Annotated in this window: 19 protein-coding genes and 1 pseudogene; 7 read left to right on the top strand and 13 right to left on the bottom strand. The window is 64.6% G+C overall.

The genetic code is table 11. The features are described from left to right. Nucleotides 1–131 precede the first annotated feature (131 nt). The 3 genes from GJV37_RS05025 to GJV37_RS05015 are packed head-to-tail and all read right to left on the bottom strand — an operon-like array spanning nucleotide 132 to nucleotide 3,326. Entirely contained in the window at nucleotides 132–1,379 is a 1,248-nt protein-coding gene (locus GJV37_RS05025) for a lipoprotein-releasing ABC transporter permease subunit (protein WP_170858382.1), read from the bottom strand. Between the two features lie 11 nt (nucleotides 1,380–1,390). Then, a complete protein-coding gene (gene lolD / locus GJV37_RS05020; protein WP_024766679.1) occupies nucleotides 1,391–2,080 on the bottom strand; it encodes a lipoprotein-releasing ABC transporter ATP-binding protein LolD in 690 nt (229 codons plus the stop codon). Continuing rightward, nucleotides 2,073–3,326 carry a lipoprotein-releasing ABC transporter permease subunit gene (locus tag GJV37_RS05015; protein ID WP_170858381.1) on the bottom strand — a complete coding sequence of 418 codons (1,254 nt, stop codon included), beginning with the start codon at nucleotides 3,324–3,326 and terminating at the stop codon, nucleotides 2,073–2,075. Before GJV37_RS05015 ends, lolD begins: the two co-directional genes overlap by 8 nt. Nucleotides 3,327–3,450: 124 nt before the next feature. Between GJV37_RS05015 and GJV37_RS05010 the strand changes: the two genes are divergently transcribed. Genes GJV37_RS05010 through GJV37_RS05000 form a run of 3 tightly spaced genes read left to right on the top strand, consistent with a single transcriptional unit; the run spans nucleotide 3,451 to nucleotide 5,074 of the window. Further along, nucleotides 3,451–4,026 carry a PilZ domain-containing protein gene (locus GJV37_RS05010; RefSeq protein WP_170858380.1) on the top strand — a complete coding sequence of 192 codons (576 nt, stop codon included), beginning with the start codon at nucleotides 3,451–3,453 and terminating at the stop codon, nucleotides 4,024–4,026. 14 nt (nucleotides 4,027–4,040) lie between these two features. After that, entirely contained in the window at nucleotides 4,041–4,355 is a 315-nt protein-coding gene (locus GJV37_RS05005) for a hypothetical protein (protein ID WP_024766682.1), read from the top strand. Further along, nucleotides 4,352–5,074 carry a glycerophosphodiester phosphodiesterase gene (locus tag GJV37_RS05000; RefSeq protein WP_024766683.1) on the top strand — a complete coding sequence of 241 codons (723 nt, stop codon included), beginning with the start codon at nucleotides 4,352–4,354 and terminating at the stop codon, nucleotides 5,072–5,074. Before GJV37_RS05005 ends, GJV37_RS05000 begins: the two co-directional genes overlap by 4 nt. Before the next feature lie 42 nt (nucleotides 5,075–5,116). Here GJV37_RS05000 and sthA read toward each other — a convergent pair whose 3' ends face one another. The 4 genes and pseudogenes from sthA to GJV37_RS04980 all read right to left on the bottom strand — a co-directional run bounded on the left by sthA (nucleotide 5,117) and on the right by GJV37_RS04980 (nucleotide 10,839). Then, nucleotides 5,117–6,511: a Si-specific NAD(P)(+) transhydrogenase gene (sthA, locus tag GJV37_RS04995; RefSeq protein ID WP_024766684.1), complete on the bottom strand. Its 1,395-nt coding sequence runs from the start codon at nucleotides 6,509–6,511 to the stop codon at nucleotides 5,117–5,119. A 211-nt stretch (nucleotides 6,512–6,722) separates the two neighbouring features. Next, nucleotides 6,723–7,742, bottom strand: a complete 1,020-nt coding sequence (locus GJV37_RS04990; protein WP_170858517.1) for an FAD:protein FMN transferase — start codon at nucleotides 7,740–7,742, stop codon at nucleotides 6,723–6,725. A 163-nt stretch (nucleotides 7,743–7,905) separates the two neighbouring features. Then, nucleotides 7,906–9,264: pseudogene (locus GJV37_RS04985) on the bottom strand (amino acid permease); the annotation flags it as partial. Nucleotides 9,265–9,372: 108 nt separating this feature from the next. Beyond that, nucleotides 9,373–10,839 (bottom strand): glyceraldehyde-3-phosphate dehydrogenase, encoded by a 1,467-nt coding sequence (locus GJV37_RS04980; RefSeq protein WP_037007634.1) that lies wholly within the window; start codon nucleotides 10,837–10,839, stop codon nucleotides 9,373–9,375. Nucleotides 10,840–10,979: 140 nt separating this feature from the next. Here GJV37_RS04980 and mfd point away from each other — a divergent pair, with 140 nt between their 5' ends. Both mfd and GJV37_RS04970 read left to right on the top strand, forming a co-directional pair. After that, the gene (mfd, locus tag GJV37_RS04975; protein ID WP_170858379.1) at nucleotides 10,980–14,444 is read left to right on the top strand and encodes a transcription-repair coupling factor; all 3,465 of its coding nucleotides are present in this window, start codon (nucleotides 10,980–10,982) and stop codon (nucleotides 14,442–14,444) included. A 12-nt stretch (nucleotides 14,445–14,456) separates the two neighbouring features. Continuing rightward, nucleotides 14,457–15,116: a CsiV family protein gene (locus GJV37_RS04970; RefSeq protein WP_038803716.1), complete on the top strand. Its 660-nt coding sequence runs from the start codon at nucleotides 14,457–14,459 to the stop codon at nucleotides 15,114–15,116. 51 nt (nucleotides 15,117–15,167) lie between these two features. Here the strand turns inward: GJV37_RS04970 and GJV37_RS04965 are convergent, their stop codons facing one another. The 4 genes from GJV37_RS04965 to GJV37_RS04950 are packed head-to-tail and all read right to left on the bottom strand — an operon-like array spanning nucleotide 15,168 to nucleotide 18,222. Beyond that, nucleotides 15,168–15,905 (bottom strand): S-methyl-5'-thioinosine phosphorylase, encoded by a 738-nt coding sequence (locus GJV37_RS04965; RefSeq protein ID WP_065084893.1) that lies wholly within the window; start codon nucleotides 15,903–15,905, stop codon nucleotides 15,168–15,170. A gap of 9 nt (nucleotides 15,906–15,914) precedes the next feature. After that, nucleotides 15,915–16,913: a beta-N-acetylhexosaminidase gene (gene nagZ, locus GJV37_RS04960; protein ID WP_170858378.1), complete on the bottom strand. Its 999-nt coding sequence runs from the start codon at nucleotides 16,911–16,913 to the stop codon at nucleotides 15,915–15,917. Nucleotides 16,914–16,924: 11 nt separating this feature from the next. Further along, the gene (locus GJV37_RS04955) at nucleotides 16,925–17,449 is read right to left on the bottom strand and encodes a L,D-transpeptidase (protein WP_170858377.1); all 525 of its coding nucleotides are present in this window, start codon (nucleotides 17,447–17,449) and stop codon (nucleotides 16,925–16,927) included. Nucleotides 17,450–17,505: 56 nt separating this feature from the next. Next, complete coding sequence (locus tag GJV37_RS04950) at nucleotides 17,506–18,222, bottom strand: TetR/AcrR family transcriptional regulator (protein WP_193452189.1); 717 nt, start codon at nucleotides 18,220–18,222, stop codon at nucleotides 17,506–17,508. A gap of 251 nt (nucleotides 18,223–18,473) precedes the next feature. Here GJV37_RS04950 and lexA point away from each other — a divergent pair, with 251 nt between their 5' ends. Both lexA and sulA read left to right on the top strand, forming a co-directional pair. Next, nucleotides 18,474–19,088: a transcriptional repressor LexA gene (gene lexA / locus GJV37_RS04945; RefSeq protein ID WP_026079098.1), complete on the top strand. Its 615-nt coding sequence runs from the start codon at nucleotides 18,474–18,476 to the stop codon at nucleotides 19,086–19,088. A gap of 13 nt (nucleotides 19,089–19,101) precedes the next feature. Beyond that, nucleotides 19,102–19,575, top strand: coding sequence for an SOS-induced cell division inhibitor SulA (gene sulA / locus GJV37_RS04940; protein ID WP_065084890.1), 474 nt, complete (start codon nucleotides 19,102–19,104; stop codon nucleotides 19,573–19,575). A gap of 44 nt (nucleotides 19,576–19,619) precedes the next feature. On the opposite strand, the gene GJV37_RS04935 is transcribed toward sulA, so the two are convergent. Both GJV37_RS04935 and GJV37_RS04930 read right to left on the bottom strand, forming a co-directional pair. After that, on the bottom strand, nucleotides 19,620–19,859 hold the full coding sequence (locus tag GJV37_RS04935; RefSeq protein WP_024766857.1) for a hypothetical protein: 240 nt from the start codon (nucleotides 19,857–19,859) through the stop codon (nucleotides 19,620–19,622). Between the two features lie 107 nt (nucleotides 19,860–19,966). Next, entirely contained in the window at nucleotides 19,967–20,488 is a 522-nt protein-coding gene (locus GJV37_RS04930) for a DUF6586 family protein (RefSeq protein ID WP_170858376.1), read from the bottom strand. Nucleotides 20,489–20,532: the final 44 nt, after the last annotated feature.

Below are 20,532 nucleotides of genomic sequence, written 5' to 3'. Positions count from 1 at the left end.
GCGAGCCTGCTCGCGAACCGCCCAAGCCCCGGAGCCGTGGACAGGTTTGTTCGCGAGCAAGCTCGCCTCCTAGGGTGATCCCTGAAACGAAAAAGCCGCCCCGAGGGGCGGCTTTTTCGTGGGCCGGTGAATCACTCGTAACGCAGCGATTCCGCCGGCTGGGTCGAGGCCGCGCGCCAGGCCGGGTACAGCGTGGCGAGGAAGCTCATCGACAGCGCGGCGACGCAGATCAGGACGATATCGCTGATCTGCGGGTCGGACGGCAGGTAGTTGATGAAGTAGATGTCCGAATTGAACACGTGGGTGCCGGCGATGCGCTCCAGGGTCGAGACGATGGCGGTGACGTTGTACGCCGCCAGCACGCCCAGCACGCAGCCGATGACGGTGCCGATCAGGCCGATCACCGTGCCCTGTACCATGAAGATCGCCATGATCTGCTTCGGCGTGGCGCCCAGGGTGCGCAGGATGGCGATATCCGCGCGCTTGTCGGCCACCACCATGATCAGTGTGGCGATGATGTTGAAGGCGGCGACCGCAACGATCAGCAACAGCAGCAGGCCGATCATGGTCTTTTCCATCTTCATCGCGCTGAACAGGCTGCCCTGGGTGTGGGTCCAGTCCACCGAGCGGTAGCCGTCGCCCAGTTGCCTGGCGATGGCCGCACCGACTTCCGGCGCCTGGAACAGGTCTTTCAGGGCGATGCGCACGCTCTGTACCTGGCCCGGTTGCCAGCGCAGCAGGCTGGCGGCGTCGTCTACGTGGATCAGCGCCAGGGTGCTGTCCAGTTCGGCGCCGACCTTGAAGATACCGACCACGTTCAGGCGCTGCATGCGCGGGGTGATTCCGCCGGGCGCCATGCTCGGCTCCGGCACGATCAGCAGCAGGCTGTCGCCGACATTGACGTGGAAGCGCCGCGCGGTGATCTCGCCGATGACCACACCGAACTCGGTAGCCTTGAGGTCGTCCAGGCTGCCTCGAACCATGTGCTGGCCGATGATCGACACCTGGGTTTCCAGCGCCGGGTCGACGCCGTCCACCTCGATGGGCTGCATCATCCCCTTATAGGAGAGCATGCCGTCGACCTCGGTGTAGGGCACCGCGCCGACGATCTTCGGGTTCTGCTTCGCCACCTCGGCCACATGCTGCCAGTCGTCCAGCGGACCGCTGGTCTTCTGCAACACGGCGTGGGGGACCATGCCGAGGATCCGCGAGCGCATTTCCTTCTGGAAGCCATTCATCACCGAGAGCACCACGATCATCGCCAGCACGCCCAGGGCGAGGCCGATCATCGAGGTCAGGGAAATGAACGAGATGTAGTGGTTGCGCCGCTTGGCCCGGGTGTAGCGGGTGCCGATGAAGACGGACAGGGGTCTGAACATTCCGGTATCCCTCAGGCGGCGACCAGCCGACCCTCCTCCAGGCGCAGCACACGATCCATCTGCTGGGCGAGGTGGGTGTCGTGGGTCACCACCAGGAAGGCGGTGCGCAGGGACTGCGACAGCTCCAGCATCAGCTCCTGGATACCGTGGGCGGTGTGCTGGTCGAGGTTGCCGGTAGGCTCGTCGAGCAGCACCAGCTTGGGCGTGTTCACCAGGGCGCGGGCGATGGCCACGCGCTGGCGCTCGCCGCCGGACAGCTCGGACGGTTTGTGGCTCAGGCGATGCCCCAGGCCCACGCGTTCCAGCAACGCCGTGGCGCGCTGACGCGCCTCGGGGATCGGCGTCTTGCCGATCAGCAGCGGCATGCAGACGTTCTCCAGCGCGGTGAACTCCGGCAGCAGGTGGTGGAACTGGTAGACGAAGCCCAGCGCGCGATTGCGCAGCAGGCCGCGCTGCTTCTCGTTCAGCGCCGACAGTTGCTCGCCGGCCAGCCAGACGCTGCCGGTGCTGGGCGTATCGAGGCCGCCGAGCATGTTCAGCAGGGTACTCTTGCCCGAGCCGGAGCTGCCGACGATGGCCACGCGCTCGCCGGGCAGCAGTTCCAGTTGCACGTTGGACAGCACTTCGACCGACTGCGGGCCTTCCTCGTAACGCTTGCCGAGGTCGCGGCAGCTCAGGACGGCCTGATCGTTGTTACTCATAACGCAATGCCTCCGCGGGCTGGGTGCGCGCCGCACGCCAGGCCGGATACAGGGTGGCGAAGAAACTCAGGATCAACGCGGCGCTGCACACCAGGATCACGTCCTCGCTCATCAGTTGCGAGGGCAGGTAATCGATGAAATAGACGTCCGCGTTGAGGAATTTGTGGCCCAGCAGCCGCTCCAGCAGGGCGATGGCCGAGCTGACGTTGAGCGCCGCGAGGATGCCCAGCACACCGCCGATGAAGGTGCCGATGACGCCGATCACCGTGCCCTGGACCATGAAGGTCGCCATGATCTGCCCCGGCGTGGCGCCCAGGGTGCGCAGGATGGCGATGTCGGCCTTCTTGTCGGTGACGACCATCACCAGGGTGGAAATGATGTTGAACGCGGCGACCGCGACGATCAGCAACAGCAGCAGGCCGATCATCGATTTCTCCATGCGGATGGCCTGGTACAGGTTGCCGTGGCTGCGGGTCCAGTCACGGGCGAAGTAGTCGTTGCCCTTCAGGGTGCGGGCGATTTCCCAGGCGGTGCGCGGCGCCTGGAACAGGTCGTCGAGCTTCAGGCGCAGGCCTTCGACCTGGCCTTCCTTGAGGCGGCGCATGCGCGCCGCGTCGTCGATGTGGACCATGGCGACGTAGCCGTCCAGTTCGCCGGCGCCGACGTGGAAGGTGCCAACCACGGTGAAGCGCTTCATGCGCGGGAACATGCCTGCCGGGGTGACCGAGACTTCCGGGGCGATGAAGGTGACCTTGTCGCCCACTTTCACGCCGAGGTTCTTCGCCGCCTTGTCGCCGATCAGGATGCCGAACTCGCCGGGTTTGAGGCTCTGCAGCGACCCTTCCTGGAAGAACTGGTCGATGATCGAAACCTTGCTCTCCTCGTTCGGGTCGACGGCGTTGATCAGCACCTTCTGCACCGTGCCGCCGGCGCTGAGCAGGCCCTGCATCTGGATGAAGGGCGCGACTTCCAGCACGTTGGGGTGCTGCGTCTTGATCTGCCCGGCGATGCCTTGCCAGTCGGAAATCGGCTGGTAGGACTCGACCGTGGCGTGGGGCACCATGCCCAGCACGCGGGTACGCATCTCGTGGTCGAAGCCGTTCATCACGGAAAGCACCACGATCATCACCACCACGCCCAGCGCGAGGCCGATCATGGAGGTGAGCGAAATGAAGGATACGAAGTGGCTGCGGCGTTTGGCGCGTGTGTAGCGCGTTCCGATGTAGACGGAAAGTGGTCTGAACATGAGGGGCCGATTGAGAAGATGAAGAGTGCGTCGAGCGTCAGATCCTTCTGGCGTGCGACTTCCGTGTGGCGAGGCCGGGCAGGCGGCTTTACACTCAGACCATCACTGCCGCCGTGGGTTCGCCATGTCCACTCCAGACGCGGATAACCGCCGCGAATACTATCGTATTGAAGATACGCTCGCATTGGAATTTCGCCCGCTGCGCGAGGGCGAAATCCAGTCGCAAGAAGTGCTTCAGGATGATTCCGCGCTGTTCAATCTGCTCAGCGACCTGCACCTGGCCGACTTCGAGTCGCAGCACCTGCTGCGTCATATTCACGATCGCGACCGCCCCCTGGCCAGCTATCTCAAGGTGATGAACAAGCGCATCGACCTGATCGCCCAGGCGCTCACCCAGAGCCTGCTCAGCGAGATCGGCCCGGCGCGCCGGGTGACGCTGTCCGAAGGCGGCATCAACTTCCGCGATGCCCAGCCGCTCCCGGTCGGCCAGGACCTGGCGCTGAAGATCGTCCTGCTACCCCACGGCCTGGGCCTGCTGCTGCGCGCGAAGGTCACCCACTGCCAACAGCAAGCCGAGGGCGACTACGAGATCGGCACCGAATTCGAGATGCTCGGCGACGCCCCGCGTCAGCTGCTGGCTCGTCACATCCTCCAGCGCCAGGCACTGGAGCGACGGCAGGCCAAGGCCCGCGAAGAATGAACAAACGCATCTGCTTGCGCCACCTGCTGCTCCTGTTGAGCCTTGTCACCCCGCTGCCACTGCCGGCCGATATCCTCTCGATACCCGTGGGTGACCAGGGCGATCCGCATATCGTGCTGCCGAACCGCGGCGACAGCCAGAAGGCCGTGCTGGAACGCTTCGGCTTGCCGGACGAGGAACACCCGGCAGTGGGCAAGCCACCGATCACCCGCTGGGACTACCGCGAATTCAGCGTCTATTTCGAGAGCGGGGTGGTGGTCGATGCTGTCCGCCAGCACCGCTCGCAGTACCTCAAGGACCTTTCACCGACTCCCAAGGAGCCCCAGTGACTCTGATCTATGGCCATCGCGGCGCCAAAGGCGAAGCACCGGAAAACACCCTGAACAGCTTCCTGCACTGCCTGGAGCACGGCGTGAAGCGCTGTGAGCTGGACCTGCACCTGTCCCGCGACGGCGAGCTGATGGTCATCCACGACCCGACGCTCAAGCGCACTACCGGTCGCCGCGGCAAGGTGTCCGAGCAACTGGCGGATGACCTGGTGACCATGGACGCCCGCGAAGGCGGCCCCGGCTGGTTGCGCCCCTGCCCTATCCCGCGCCTGGCGGAGCTGTTCGAGCGTTGCGAGTTCGAACACTGGCAGCTGGAAGTCAAAAGCGCGTCGAAGGATCGTGCCAGCCGCACGGTACAGGCCATCCACCAGTTGGTGGGCCGTTTCGGTCTGCGCGACCGGATTACCGTGACATCGAGCTCGCGCACAGTGCTGCGCGCGCTGGAGGAACTGGCGCCGGACCTGTCACGCGGGCTGGTGGCCGAATACGCCTGGCTCGACCCATTGAAGGTCGCCGCGCACTACGGCTGCGATCTGCTGGCGCTGAACTGGATGCTGTGCACCCCGGAGCGCCTGCTGAAAGCGCAGAAGCAGGGGCTGCATGTGTCGGTCTGGACGGTCAACGAGCCGGCCCTGATGCGCCGGCTCGCCGATTTTGGCGTGGATAGCCTGATCACAGACTTTCCCGGTTTGGCCACTGCCACGATCGGGAATCGCTGAGCAGGTTCCCCCCGACCGGCTCAGGCCGCCGGTCGGGGTATTTCAAAAAATCCGGTTCAGGCCGTCGAACGCCGCTACGCGGTAGGCTTCGGCCATGGTCGGATAGTTGAAGGTGGTGTTGACGAAATACTTCAGGGTGTTCAGCTCACCCGGCTGGTTCATGATCGCCTGGCCGATGTGGACGATCTCCGAAGCCTGGTCGCCGAAGCAATGCACGCCGAGGATTTCCAGGGTCTCGCGGTGGAACAGGATCTTCAGCATGCCCACCGGCTCGTTGGAGATCTGCGCGCGGGCCATGCCCTTGAAGAAGGCCTTGCCTACCTCGTAGGGAATCTTCGCGACCGTCAGTTCCTGCTCGTTCTTGCCGATGGAGCTGATCTCCGGAATGGTGTAGATGCCGGTCGGCACGTCATTCACGAAGCGCCAGCCATCGTGCTCGACGATGTTGCCGGCGGCGGAACGGCCCTGGTCGTAAGCAGCGCTGGCCAGGCTCGGCCAGCCGATCACGTCGCCCGCGGCATAGATGTTCGAGACCGAAGTACGGTAGTTCTCGTCCGTCTCGATCTGGCCGCGGCTGTTGACCTTGATGCCGATATTCTCCAGACCCAGGCGATCGGTGTTGCCGGTACGGCCGTTGCACCACAGCAGGGCATCCGCCTTGATCTTCTTGCCGGACTTCAGGTGCAGGATCACCCCGTTGTCCAGGCCTTCCACGCGCTCGTATTCCTCGTTGTGACGGATCAGCACGTTGTTGTTGCGCAGGTGATAGCTCAGCGCATCGGAGATCTCGTCGTCGAGGAAGCTCAGCAGTTGGTCACGGGTGTCGATCAGGTCAACCAGCACGCCCAGGCCACTGAAGATCGAGGCGTACTCGCAGCCGATCACGCCGGCTCCGTAGATGATCAGGCGGCGCGGGGTGTGGCTCAGCGAGAGGATGGTGTCGCTGTCGTAGACGCGCGGGTGATTGAAGTTGATGTCCGATGGGCGATACGGACGCGAACCGGTGGCGATGACGAACTGGTCGGCCACCAGGCGCTCCACGGCGCCGCTGGGGGTGACGACTTCGACGGTGCGCTCATCGACGAAGCTGGCGGTGCCGTTGAACATGTCGATGCGGTTGCGCGCGTAGTAGCCGGTGCGCGAGGAAACCTGCTTGGAGATCACCCGCTCGGCGCTTTTCAGTACGTCCGGGAAGGAGAACCAGCGCGGCTCGCCGATCTGGCGGAACATCGGGTTGGTGTTGAACTCGATGATCTGCTTCACCGAGTGACGCAGCGCCTTGGACGGGATGGTGCCCAGGTGCGTGCAGTTGCCGCCGACCACGCGACGGCTGTCCACCACCGCCAGCTTGCGCCCGTACTTGGAGGCGTTCATCGCCGCCCCCTCGCCTGCCGGGCCCGTGCCGAGAATCACCACGTCGTAGTTGTAGACAGCCATGCGTACTCCTTCAGAACAGGCCGGGGCGCCCGCTTGGCGCTCCCGGCGAAGCCCCGGCACCACATGCGCCGAGGCGGATCGAAATCATTGGCGCAGCTTAGCCCTGCGGCAAAAGGCTGCACATTAGCGGTTGGTCGGCAGGTAGGCGAATTTTGCCGCCACTACAAGCCGTGCCCCTCACTGCGGGCCGCCATCATGCCCGCCGAAGCTTTCATTCAGGCGACGGGAACAGCGCTTCGAAGCGCGGCGTCGCGCGGGTCACGAAACCTTCGCCTTGGCGCACGATGAAGAAAGCTGCCAGCCCGTTGCGCTCGGCAAAGGTATAGCCCTCCTCCGGCCCCAGCACCATCAGCAGGGTCGACAGGCCATCGGCACGCAAGGCCTGGGCTTCCGCCACGGTCACCGACGCCAGCGCATGCCGGACCGGCGCGCCAGTGCGCGGGTCGAAGGTGTGCGAATAGCGCTGCCCACCTTCCTCGAAATAATTGCGGTAGTCGCCCGAGGTGGACAGGCCGAAACCGTCCACCGCCACCGAGCGCTCCACCTGCCGCTCGCGCTCGCCGCTGGGCACTTCCAGGGCGATGCGCCAGGGCGTGCCATCGGGCTTGTGGCCCACGGCCTTGAGCTCGCCGGTGATTTCCACCAGGTAATCCGTCAGGCCCAACTCCGTCAGCCGTGCACTGACCTGATCCACCGCGTAACCGGCGACGATGCTGTCGAAGTCCAGCTGCGCGTCGACGTCCTTGCACAACTGCTCGCCTTGCAGGCGCAGGTGCTGATGGCCAACGCGGGCGCGTTCACGCTGCAGATCGGCCGGAGCCGGTACCTGCTCGCGACGCGACTGCGGGCCGAAGCCCCACAGGTTCATCAGCGGCTCGACGGTCAGGTCGAAGGCACCTCCGCTCTGCTGCGACAACTCCTCGCCATAGCGCCAGAGCTTGAGCATGTCCGCCGGCAACGCCATGCAGGCGCCGGCCGGCAGGGCATTGAAGCGGGAGACCACGGAATCGTCGCGGTAGGTCGAGAACTGCTCGTCGAGGCTGGCCAGAATCGTATCGACTTCCACCTTGAGCTTCGCAGCGTCCGGCGCCTTGCCGGTCGGCACGTATTGCACCGTGTAGCTGCTGCCCATGGTCGGGCCACCGAAGCGTTCGATGGACTGCCCGCAGCCAGTCAAGGTCGCGACCAGTAGCACGATCAACAGGCTTGCACGGGACAAGGTCTTCTCCATCAGCCGGCAGGCGCGCGGCGCCGGGCATTCTACCGCAAGCACCCCGCCGCACTGTTTCCGCTGTGGCAAAGGTGCATTACCAAAAGAAAACGGGAGCCGAAGCTCCCGTTTCCCGACCGGCTCAGGCGTCAGCCTTGGCCGGGGACTTGCGCTTGAACAGGAAATAGCAGGCGCCCATCAGCACGATCCACACCGGGATCGCATACACCGACACGTCGATGCCAGGGATCTGCAGCATGATGCCCAGGATGAACACCACGAAGGCCAGGCACAGCCAGTTGCCGAAGGGGTACCACAGTGCGCGGAAGAACGGCTGCACGCCCTTGGCCGCCATGGCCTTGCGGAACTTCATGTGGGCCAGGCTGATCATCGCCCAGTTGATCACCAGCGCGGCGACCACCAGGGACATCAGCAGCTCCAGCGCCTGGTGCGGGATCACGTAGTTGACCACGACGCACGCCAGGGTGATGAAGGCCGACACGCCAATGGCCAGCAGCGGTACGCCACGGTCATCGACCTTGGCGAAGGCGCGCGGGGCGTCGCCCTGCTCGGCCAGGCCGTAAAGCATGCGGCTGTTGCAGTACACGCAGCTGTTATAGACCGACAGCGCGGCGGTGAGCACCACGAAGTTCAGGATGTTCGCCGCGTACTCGCTGCCCAGCAGCGAGAAGACCTTCACGAACGGGCTGCCGCTGTAGGGGTCGCCAGCGCTGTTGATGCTCTGCAGCAGTGCATCCCACGGGTACAGCGAGAGCAGCACGGCCAGGGCGCCGATGTAGAAGATCAGGATCCGGTAGATGACCTGGTTGATCGCCTTGGGGATCACTTTCTTCGGCTCGGAGGCTTCGGCGGCGGTGATACCGACCAGCTCCAGGCCACCGAAGGAGAACATGATGATCGCCAGGACCATGATCAGCCCCTTCCAGCCATTGGGGAAGAAGCCGCCATGGGCCCACAGGTTGCTCACCGAGGCCTGCGGGCCGCCGGCGCCGCTGACCAGCAGCCAGACGCCGAGCAGGATCATGCCGATGATGGCGACGACCTTGATGATCGCGAACCAGAACTCGGTTTCGCCGAAAGCCTTCACGTTGAACAGGTTGATGGCGTTGATCAGCACGAAGAACACCGCCGCCGTCGCCCAGGTCGGGAAGTCCGGCCACCAGAACTGGATGTACTTGCCGACCGCGGTCAGCTCCGACATGCCCACCAGGATGTACAGCACCCAATAGTTCCAGCCCGACATGAAGCCGGCGAAACCACCCCAGTACTTGTGCGCGAAGTGGCTGAAGGAACCGGCGACAGGCTCCTCGACGATCATCTCGCCCAGCTGGCGCATGATCAGGAACGCAATGAAGCCGCCGATGGCGTAGCCGAGGATCATCGACGGGCCGGCGGATTGCAGGACGCCGGCCGAGCCCAGGAACAGGCCGGTACCGATGGCGCCGCCGAGGGCGATCAGCTGGATGTGGCGGTTCTTCAGACCGCGCTTCAGCTCGCCTTCATGCAGATGTTGTCCATCCATTTGAAGTCTTTCCAGGTTCAGGAATTGGCAGATTTTATTGATGATTATGGTGGAGCCAGTAACGAAAAACGGGAGCCCGAGAGCTCCCGTTTATCTAGACCGCCTGGATCAGCGCGGGAAAGCCGGCGGATTCACGCCAGCCATGTCTTCCATCACGCGGACGACCTGGCAGCTGTAGCCGAACTCGTTGTCGTACCACACGTACAGAACGACGCGGTTGTCGTTGGCGATGGTCGCTTCGGCATCGACGACGCCCGCATGGCGGGAGCCGACGAAATCGGTGGAGACCACTTCCTGGGAAGCAACGAAGTCGATCTGCTTCTGCAGGTCCGAGTGCATGGCCATCTGGCGCAGGTACTCGTTGATCTCTTCGCGGGTAGTGGCTTTTTCCAGGTTCAGGTTCAGGATCGCCATGGAGACGTTCGGCGTCGGAACGCGGATGGCGTTGCCGGTCAGCTTGCCCTTCAGAACCGGCAGAGCCTTGGCGGCAGCGGTCGCGGCGCCAGTCTCGGTGATCACCATGTTCAGCGGCGCAGCGCGGCCACGGCGGCTGCCCTTGTGGAAGTTGTCGATCAGGTTCTGGTCGTTGGTGAACGAGTGAACGGTTTCGACGTGACCGTTGACGATGCCGTACTGGTCGTTGACGGCTTTCAGCACCGGCACGATGGCGTTGGTGGTGCAGGAAGCGGCGGAAACGATCTTGTCGTCAGCGGTGATATCGCCATGGTTGATGCCATGCACGACGTTCTTCAGCGCGCCCTTGCCCGGAGCGGTGAGGATCACGCGGTCGATACCCGGGCACTTCAGGTGCTGGCCCAGGCCTTCGGCGTCACGCCATTTGCCGGTGTTGTCGACCAGCAGGGCTTTCTTGATGCCGTACTGGGTGTAGTCGATCGACGCCGGGTCGTTGGAGTAGATCACCTGGATCAGGTTGCCGTTGGCAGTGATGGTGTTGTGTTCTTCGTCGATGGTGATGGTGCCATCGAACGGACCATGCACGGAGTCGCGACGCAGCAGGCTGGCGCGCTTGACCAGATCGTTCTCGGCGCCCTTGCGGACGACGATGGCGCGCAGGCGCAGGCCGTCGCCACCACCGGTCTTCTCGATGAGGATGCGCGCCAGCAGGCGGCCGATACGACCGAAGCCGTACAGGACGACATCGGTGCCTTCGCGAGCGCCGCCGTTCTGCTTGCCGACCACGTCGGCCAGCTCGTCCTTGGTGAACTGCTCGATGCTGCGACCGTTACCTTCGGCCTTGAACTTGGCAACCATCTTGCCCAGGTCGACGGAAGCGGCGCCCAGCTTGAGCTCGCTCATCGCCTTGAGGATCGGGAAAGTGTCGTGAACCGACAGCCCGCCTTCTTCGGCCAGGCGGTGACGGGCGAAACGGTGCGCTTTGAGGATCGCGATCACCGAACGGTTGATCAGGCCACGGCCGTAGATCGAGGTCACCACGTTGTTGTTACGGTAGAGTTGGCCGATCAGCGGAATCATGGCTTCCGCGAGGGCTTCACGATCGATCCACTCACCGAGACACTGGTCGGGCTTCTGGGTCACGGGCAATACCTTCCACATGTAGGAGAAGAAAAAAGGGGCTACATTATGACGGCGTGAACAATCGCCGGCAATCCGCAGCGGTCGTATGACTGACATCCGTCAATCGGGATAGTTACAATCCGACCGGTCAAATTCCTCGACCGGAGCCACGAACGCCCGTGTCCGTATTGCGTATCCCTACATTGCCGACAGCTGCCGGCAAGCAATCCTGGGGCAACCTCCCCGGGGCCGCCCTGAGCCTGGCCATCGCTGAAGCGGCCGGCCCAGCCAAACGTTTCACCCTGTTGCTGACCGCCGACAGCCAGAGCGCCGAGCGCCTGGAGCAGGAGCTGTGCTTCTTTGCGCCAGACCTGCCGGTTCTGCAGCTGCCGGACTGGGAAACCCTGCCCTACGACGTCTTCTCGCCGCACCAGGACATCATCTCCCAGCGCGTCGCCGCCCTTTATCAGCTACCCGAACTGCGCCGCGGCGTGCTGGTGGTGCCCATCACCACCGCCCTGCACCGTCTGGCGCCGGCCAAGTTCCTGCTTGGCAGCAGCCTGGTGCTGGACGTCGGCCAGAAGCTTGACGTCGAGCAGATGCGCAGCCGCTTCGAGGCCGCCGGCTATCGCTGTGTGGACACCGTCTACGAACACGGCGAGTTCGCCGTGCGCGGCGCATTGATCGACCTGTTCCCGATGGGCAGCGAACTGCCCTACCGCATCGACCTGTTCGACGACGAAATCGAGACGCTTCGTACCTTCGATCCGGAAACCCAGCGCTCCATCGATAAGGTGGAGAGCATCCGCCTGCTGCCGGCCCGCGAGTTCCCGCTGCGCAAGGAAGCAGTGACCGGCTTCCGCGGCCGCTTCCGCGAGCGTTTCGACGTCGACTACCGCCGTTGCCCGATCTACCAGGACCTGGCCAGCGGCCTGACACCTGCCGGCATCGAGTACTACATCCCGCTGTTCTTCGAAGATGGCGAGACATCGACGCTGTTCGATTACCTGCCCCAGGACACCCAGGTGTTCTCCCTGCCGGGCATCGAAACCGCCGCCGAGCAGTTCTGGACCGACGTACGCAACCGCTACGAAGACCGCCGCTACGACCCGGAGCGCCCGCTGCTGCCGCCCGCTGAAGTCTTCCTGCCGGTAGAGGACTGCTTCGCCCGCCTGAAGAACTGGCCGCGCGTGGTGGTCAGCCCCGAGCCCATCGAGACCGGCGTCGGCCGCGAGCGTTTCCCTGCCGAGCCGCTGCCGGAGCTGGCCATCGAGGCCAAGGCCACCGAGCCGCTGGCACGCCTGCGCCAGTTCATCGAGCAGTTCGACGGACGCATCCTCTTCACCGCCGAGTCCGCCGGCCGCCGCGAGGTGCTGCTGGAACTGCTGGCGCGACTGAAGCTGCGCCCGGTCGAGGTCGAAGGCTGGCCGGGCTTCCTGGCGCACAAGGACCGCCTGGCGATCACCATCGCACCGATGGACGAAGGCCTGCTGCTGGACGCAGGCATTGGCCAACCGGGCATCGCCCTGGTGGCCGAGAGCCCGCTGTTCGGCCAGCGCGTCATGCAGCGTCGGCGCCGCGAGAAGACCCGCGACGGTGGCGAGAACGTCATCAAGAACCTCACCGAGCTGCGTGAAGGCGCGCCGGTGGTGCACATCGACCACGGCGTCGGCCGCTACATGGGCCTGATCACCCTGGAGATCGACGGTCAGAACGCCGAATTCCTCGCCCTGCAATACGCCGACGAAGCCAAGCTTTACGTGCCGGTGGCCAACCTGCACCTGATCGCCCGCTACACCGGCAGCGACGATGCCCTGGCGCCGTTGCACAAGCTGGGTTCGGAAACCTGGCAGAAGGCCAAGCGCAAGGCTGCCGAACAGGTCCGCGACGTCGCCGCCGAACTGCTCGACATCTATGCCCGCCGCGCCGCGCGCAAGGGCTATGCCTTCAAGGACCCGCAGGTCGACTACGCCACCTTCTCCGCCGGCTTCCCCTTCGAGGAAACCCCGGACCAGCAGACCGCCATCGAAGCCGTGGTCGCCGACATGCTCTCGGAAAAGCCGATGGACCGCCTGGTCTGCGGCGACGTGGGCTTCGGCAAGACCGAAGTGGCCATGCGCGCGGCCTTCGTCGCGGTGCACAGCGGCAAGCAGGTCGCCGTGCTGGTGCCCACCACCCTCCTCGCCCAACAGCACTACAACAGCTTCCGCGACCGTTTCGCCGACTGGCCGGTAACGGTCGAGGTGATGAGCCGCTTCAAGTCCGCCAAGGAAGTCGAAGGCGCCGTAGGCCAGCTCGCCGAGGGCAAGGTCGACATCGTCATCGGCACCCACAAACTGTTGCAGGACGATGTGAAGTTCAAGAACCTCGGCCTGGTCATCATCGACGAAGAGCACCGCTTCGGCGTGCGCCAGAAGGAGCAGCTCAAGGCGCTGCGCAGCGAGGTGGACATCCTAACCCTCACCGCCACGCCGATCCCGCGCACCCTGAACATGGCGGTCGCCGGCATGCGTGACCTGTCGATCATCGCCACGCCGCCGGCGCGCCGGTTGTCCGTGCGCACCTTCGTCATGGAAGAGCAGAAGTCGGTGATCAAGGAAGCCCTGCTGCGCGAACTGCTGCGCGGCGGCCAGGTGTACTTCCTGCACAACGAAGTGAAGACCATCGAGAAGTGCGCCCGCGACCTGGCGGAGCTGGTTCCCGAAGCGCGCATCGGCATCGGCCACGGGCAGATGAACGAGCGCGACCTGGAACGGGTGATGAGCGACTTCTACCACAAGCGCTTCAACGTGCTGGTGGCCTCGACCATCATCGAGACCGGCATCGACGTGCCCAGCGCCAACACCATCCTCATCGAGCGCGCCGACAAATTCGGCCTGGCCCAGTTGCACCAACTGCGCGGCCGGGTCGGCCGCAGCCACCACCAGGCCTACGCCTACCTGCTCACCCCGCCACGCAAGCAGATGACCCCGGACGCCGAGAAGCGCCTGGAAGCCATCGCCAACGCCCAGGACCTCGGCGCCGGCTTCGTGCTGGCCACCCATGACCTGGAGATCCGCGGCGCCGGCGAACTGCTCGGCGATGGCCAGAGCGGGCAGATCCAGGCGGTGGGCTTCACCCTCTATATGGAAATGCTCGAGCGCGCGGTGAAGGCAATCCGCAAGGGCGAGCAGCCGAACCTGGAGCAGCCGCTGGGCGGCGGCCCGGACATCAACCTGCGCGTACCGGCGCTGATCCCGGAAGACTACCTGCCGGACGTCCACGCCCGCCTGATCCTCTACAAGCGCATCGCCAACGCCGCCGACGAAGACGGCCTGCGCGAACTGCAGGTGGAAATGATCGACCGATTCGGCCTGCTGCCAGAGCCGGCGAAGAACCTGATCCGTCTGACTTTGCTGAAACTGCAGGCGGAAAAGCTCGGGATAGTGAAGGTAGATGCCGGGCCCCAGGGAGGCCGGGTAGAATTCGCCGCCGATACCTGCGTCGACCCGCTGGTGCTGATCAAGATGATCCAGAGCCAGCCCAATCGGTACAAATTCGAAGGGGCCACCCTCTTCAAGTTCCAGGTGCCCATGGAGCGCCCGGAAGAACGGTTCAACACGCTGGAAGCGCTGCTCGAGCGCCTCACGCCACAGACTCACTAAGGATTCCGTGCAATGCGCCTGTTCCAACCCCTGCTGCTGTCGCTGGCACTGCTGTCGCCGGCGGCCTTTGCCGAGCCTTACCAGGTAGAGCTGATCCTCTTCCAGCAGTCCGGCGACGTCGTGCTCGCCAGTCGCCCCGCCCCGGATGACTGGGCCAAGGGTGCGCAACCGCCCGGCCCGGACAGCTCGCGCCCTACTGCCATGGACGCCCAGGTCGCCAAGCTCAAGCAGAACGAAGGCTTCCAGGTGCTGATGCACAAGGCCTGGCGCCAGGAGATCGATGCCAACCCGGTGAAGGTTTCCCTGACCGAGGGCGCCCAGCGTGACAGCCACTTCCCGGTGGAAGGTACCGTCACTCTCAGCCAGCAACGCTTCGTGAACACCCAGACCGACTTCTGGATCAACCAGTTCGGCCAGGACGGCCTGCTCGCCGCCAGCCAGCACATGGTCCAGGAAGCCAGCCTGAAGAACAGCGTGCTGACCTACCTCGACCACCCGAGCCTGGGCATGTTGATTAAAGTGACCCCGCTCAACGCCAAGCCGGCCGCCGCCCCGCCGCCGGGCATGGAAGACGAGGCGCCGACCGGCCCGGATGCGCCGCAGCAGCCTGCGCCGGCCGCTCCGGCAGACGGTGGCTTCGACGCCCCGCCGCCGGCCCAGCCCGCGCAATAAAGAAAAAGCCCGGCAATCGCCGGGCTTTTTTTCACCTGCAGGAGCGAAGCGTCAACTCACCAGCACGCGCCCCAGCACCTCGCGCACCTTGCCGATGCCGTCGTGCAGCGCCTGCTCGATCTCGGCCATGGTGATGATGCCGCTGGACTTGCCCGCCGCGGGATTCACCACCAGCGACAGGCAGGCATACGGCAAATCCAGCTCACGTGCCAGCGCGGCTTCGGGCATACCGGTCATGCCGACGATGTCGCAGCCGTCGCGCTCCAGCTTGGCGATCTCCGCCACGGTTTCCAGGCGCGGCCCCTGGGTAGCCGCGTAGACACCATGACTGCTGTACGCATATCCCAACGCCTGCAGTGCGGCGATCAGCTTCTGCCGCAGTGGCTCATCGTAGGGGTGGCTGAAGTCGATATGGGTGACATGGTCAATGTCACCGGCGAAATACGTGTGCTCACGGCCCCAGGTGTAATCGACGATCTGGTGCGGCACACACAGGTGACCACTCCCCATCGCAGCATGGATGCCGCCCACGGCGTTCACCGCGAGCACGGCCTGGGCGCCAGCCTGCTGCAGCGCCCAGAGGTTGGCGCGGTAGTTCACCTGATGCGGGGGGAAACGGTGCGGATGGCCGTGGCGAGCGAGGAACAGCACCTCGCGGCCGGCGAACTCGCCGCGCTGAACGGCCGCCGAGGGGGCACCGTAGGGCGTCTCCAGCTCGATGGCATCCTTCAGGGTCAACCCTTCCAACTGGGTCAGGCCGGTACCGCCGATGATGGCGTAGACAGTCATGGCAAATCCTTAGTCGATCAGTTGTGCGGCACGCAATTCGCCGACGGCTTGTTGCCAACGCGGCAGTTGCTTGTATTCGGTGCCCGGCCAGGCTCTGGCACGCATGCTTTCAAGGCGCTGCGGCGCGCGGACCTTCAGGCGCTGCAGGGCACTCAGGGCCAGCTCGGCGGAGGCGCGGTCATTGCACACCAGCCCCATGTCGCAGCCGGCACTCAGAGCGGCCTCGATGCGGTTGGCGGCATCGCCGACCACATGGGCGCCGGCCATGGACAGGTCATCGCTGAAGATCACACCGTCGAAGCCCAGTTCGCCGCGCAGGATGTCCTGCAGCCAGCGACGGGAGAAGCCGGCTGGATTCGGGTCGACCTGCGGGTAGATCACGTGGGCCGGCATCAGCGCATCCAGCTCGCCGGAAAGACGCTGGAACGGCACCAGGTCCACGGCGCGGATCTGCTGCAGCGTGCGCTCGTCCTCGGGAATCCCCACATGGGAATCGACTTCCGCCCAACCGTGGCCGGGGAAGTGCTTGCCGGTAGAGGCCATGCCGGCGGCGCGCATACCACGGATGAACGCACCAGCCAGCGCAACGGCACGCTCCGGATTGCCTTCGAAGGCGCGGCTGCCGACGACGGCGTTGCGCTGGTGGTCCAGATCCAGCACCGGAGCGAAGCTCAGGTCGAGCCCCACCGCCAGCACCTCGGTCGCCATCAGCCAGCCGCACTGCTCGGCCAGGCGCTCAGCGTTGGCGTTATCGGCGATGGCACGCATTGCCGGCAGACGCAGGAAGCCCTGGCGCAGGCGCTGCACGCGGCCACCTTCCTGGTCCACCGCGAGCAGCAAATCGGGGCGCACCGCGCGGATGGCGGCCATCAGCTCGCGCACCTGGGGCGGCGACTCGATGTTGCGGGCGAAGATGATCAGGCCACCCACTTCCGGGTGGCGCAGAATCTGGCGGTCCTCGGCGGTGAGCCAGGTGCCGCCGATGTCGAGCATCAGGGAGCCTTGCATATGCATTCCTTTCAATTCAATTGCGCTGCGTGCCACTCAGGGCATGCAGCCTCTTCGATTCGGACCCGGCAATGGAGGGGAACCCGCGGAAAGAGTTCCAGCAGGTCGTCATTGCGCAGGCGGATACAGCCGTGCGACAGCGGGACGGCCATGGGCTCGCAGTCGGGAGTGCCGTGCAGATAGATGTAGCGGCGAAAGGTGTCGACCTCGCCCATCCGGTTGCGGCCCTGTTCGCAGCCGCTGAGCCAGAGAATGCGCGAGAGGATCCAGTCGCGGCCGGGAAACTCTTCGTGCAGCGCAGGCGTCCAGGTTTCCCCGGTCCAGCGCCGCCCCTTCAGCACCGCTCCTTTGGGGAGCCCATCACCGATGCGTGCGCGTATCTGGTGCAGGCCACGCGGCGTGCAGCCGGACCCGTTGCGCTCCCCCGCGCCGTTGACAGCAGTGGATACCTGAACACGGACGACGAGACACCCCGCGGCAAAGCCGTAGAGCATCTGGTCAGCAAGGGAGATATGGAGAAGATCAAGATCGGCCATGGCCGGCTACTGTAGCCGATCGGACCGGCGCAGCCCAGCGCGAAGCCGGGCGCAAATCAGACTTTGGCGGGAGCCTGTGCGGCGCTCGACTTGGTGCGCGGCTTGAGCTGGGCGCCGGCCAGCGACGGATCGCTTACACCGCTATCGGCTCGCATGCCGGCAGCCAGGAACGGCACCATCAGGCGCATCACCTGCTCGATGGAGGTGTTCACGCCGAAATCGTTCTCGGCCATGGCGCGCAACGCCTTGATGCCGGACATGCTGAATACGGCAGTACCCAGCATGAAGTGCACACGCCAGAAGAGCTCCAGCGGCGGCAGACGCGGTGCGGACTCGTTCACCAGCAGCATGTAGCGGCGGAACACCTTGCCATAGACCTCTTCGAGGTACTTGCGCAGGTGCCCCTGGCTCTGGCTGAACGCCAGGCCCAGCAGGCGCATGAAGATGGACAGGTCATTGCCGCTGCGCGGCTTGACGGCCATGGCCTGGACAACGAGCAGTTCGAGCAGCTCTTCCAGCGTGGCACGCGGCGCATCGGGCTTGGCCTGGCGGCGATCCAGCTCCTTCTCGAGACTGGCGCAGAACGAACCGAGGAAGCGCGAGAAGACCGCCTGGATCAGCGCCTTCTTCGAGCCGAAGTGGTAGTTCACCGCCGCGAGGTTCACCCCCGCCTTGCTGGTGATCAGACGCAAGGAGGTTTCGGCGAAGCCTTTCTCCGCGAACAGCTGTTCCGCAGCATCCAGGATGCGTTCGACGGTTTCCGACTGGGCCATGGCTACTCCGCCTGACAAACACTTGTTTGAAACATACGTTTCAGCGTCTTCTATTGTCAAGCAAAGTGCGATGGATTGTTACCAATATCATGGCAATGCGACGAGAGACCGTATGTACAGCAAGACGCCTGCCAGCGTCCAAAGGTTACATGCACGAACGTTCCACCAACAGCCTCGCCCAATAAAAGCATTGCCAGCCCGCTATCACTGTATATAATTCCAGGCACTGTATAAAAAGCCAGAGTATGGACATGCTGAAGCTCACGCCGCGCCAAGCCGAGATCCTCGCCTTCATCAAACGCTGCCTGGAAGCCAACGGCTATCCGCCCACCCGCGCGGAGATCGCCCAGGAACTCGGCTTCAAGTCGCCCAACGCCGCCGAGGAGCACCTGAAAGCCCTCGCCCGCAAAGGCGCCATCGAGATGACCCCGGGCGCCTCCCGCGGCATCCGCATCCCCGGCTTCGAACCCAAGGCCGCCGCCAATGACGACGAACTGCCGATCATCGGCCGCGTCGCTGCCGGCGCGCCGATCCTCGCCGAGCAGAACGTCGACGACACCTGCCGAATCAACCCCACCTTCTTCAACCCGCCGGCGGACTACCTGCTGCGCGTTCGCGGCCAGAGCATGAAGGATGTCGGCATCATGGACGGCGACCTGCTCGCCGTGCATGTCACCCGCGAGGCGCGCAACGGCCAGATCGTGGTCGCCCGCCTGGGTGAAGAGGTGACGGTCAAGCGCTTCAAGCGCGAAGGCAGCAAGGTCTGGCTGCTGGCCGAGAACCCGGAGTTCGCCCCCATCGAGGTCGATCTCAAGGAACAGGAACTGGTCATCGAAGGCTTGAGCGTCGGCGTTATCCGTCGCTGAACAGGAGACAACCATGCAGTACCCGCAGCCACAGAACCTGCCGCAACTCCCGCTGTTCCAGGAAGCACTCTGGGCGAGCGGTACTGCCCCCCTGCTCCCTGAACTGCTGGAAGACGAGCCGGTTGCCGACGAGAGTGCCTTCAGCGAGATTGCCCTGCGCGGGCTACCCGGCCAGTGCCTGACGCTGCTGGCGCCAATGCTCCGTGGGCTCAGCGAGGAAAGCGACTCCCGCTGGCTGACACTGATCGCCCCGCCCCCCAGCCTGACGCCGGACTGGTTGCGCAAGGCCGGCCTGAATCGCGAACGTATCCTCCTGCTGCCTGCCCGCGATCACGCCGCAGCACAGGCCCTGGCCTGCGAAGCATTGCGCCTGGGCAACAGCCATACGGTGGTGAGCTGGCTGAATCTCAGCGAAAGCGCGCGCAGGCAGCTTTCCCGCGCTGCCGTTGCCGGCCAGGCGCAGAGCCTGAATATTCGTCTGGGATGAACTGAACAAGAAGCCTCACCGCGAGCGCAGTGAGGCGGCAGAACTCAGTGCAGGACGCGCGGACCTTCGTCGTCCATGCCCATGTCACCACCTTCGGCGAGACGGCCGGCCATCTGCACACCGACATTGAACATCGCCTTGGCGATCTCGATGTGCTGGCCCTGCAGGAAGCCCTTGGCATCGGCGGAGAACTCCAGGGTCACCAGCGCCTCCTCCTCGTCCGCGCGACGCAGCACAATGCGCCCGTCAGGCAGCTCGACAATTTCCAGAAATGAGGTTGGCATAGCGAAGTTCTCCACAACAGAACGCGTAGTGTAACAGCCACACCCACTACGCCCTAGCCAAAGCGCGCATCGGCCGACCAGAAGGCCGGCACAGTGTGAAGCGGGAATCAGAGCTCGGTGAGCGAAGCGCGGAAACGCAGCACCAGGTCTTTCAGGGCTTTGCGCCAGGCCTCCAGCTCTTCATTGCCCAGTTCGTCCGGCACCTCGTCGTCGACATTCACCGCCTGGATCAGCGGCTGGGTCGGATCGACCTTGGCTTTCTTCGGCTCGCTCGGGGGCTGGAACAGCGCGGCATAGGCGGCCAGCAGGCGACCCAGCCAGGCTTCGGGCGATTGCGCCAGCTCGACCATTTCGGCCAGCTCCGGGCTTGGAGCGGCGGCCAGCACCTCGGCATTCAGCAGCATATCGACGCGCGGCGCACCAGCCTGGGGCAGGCGGTAGTAACCGGCGATCTCATGGGCCACACCCAGCACGGCACCATAGAGATGGAACAACGCCGCTTCGCGCTCGGCCTGGATGCGCGCCTGGGCATTCATCGCACGCGCCGTTTCGGCGCTGCGCCAGGCTTCCAGGGCAAGGCCGGCGAAGAACAGCTTCTGGTTGGTGCGGGTATAGAGTTCGTTCGCCATGACCGGGCTCTCTGCAGTCGACTTCGGCAGTATAAGCACGCCCC

The organism is Pseudomonas nitroreducens, from assembly GCF_010994165.1.
Classification (GTDB): domain Bacteria; phylum Pseudomonadota; class Gammaproteobacteria; order Pseudomonadales; family Pseudomonadaceae; genus Pseudomonas; species Pseudomonas nitroreducens.
Note: the sequence above shows the minus strand (reverse complement) of the source record. Positions and strands in the feature narration are given on the sequence as shown.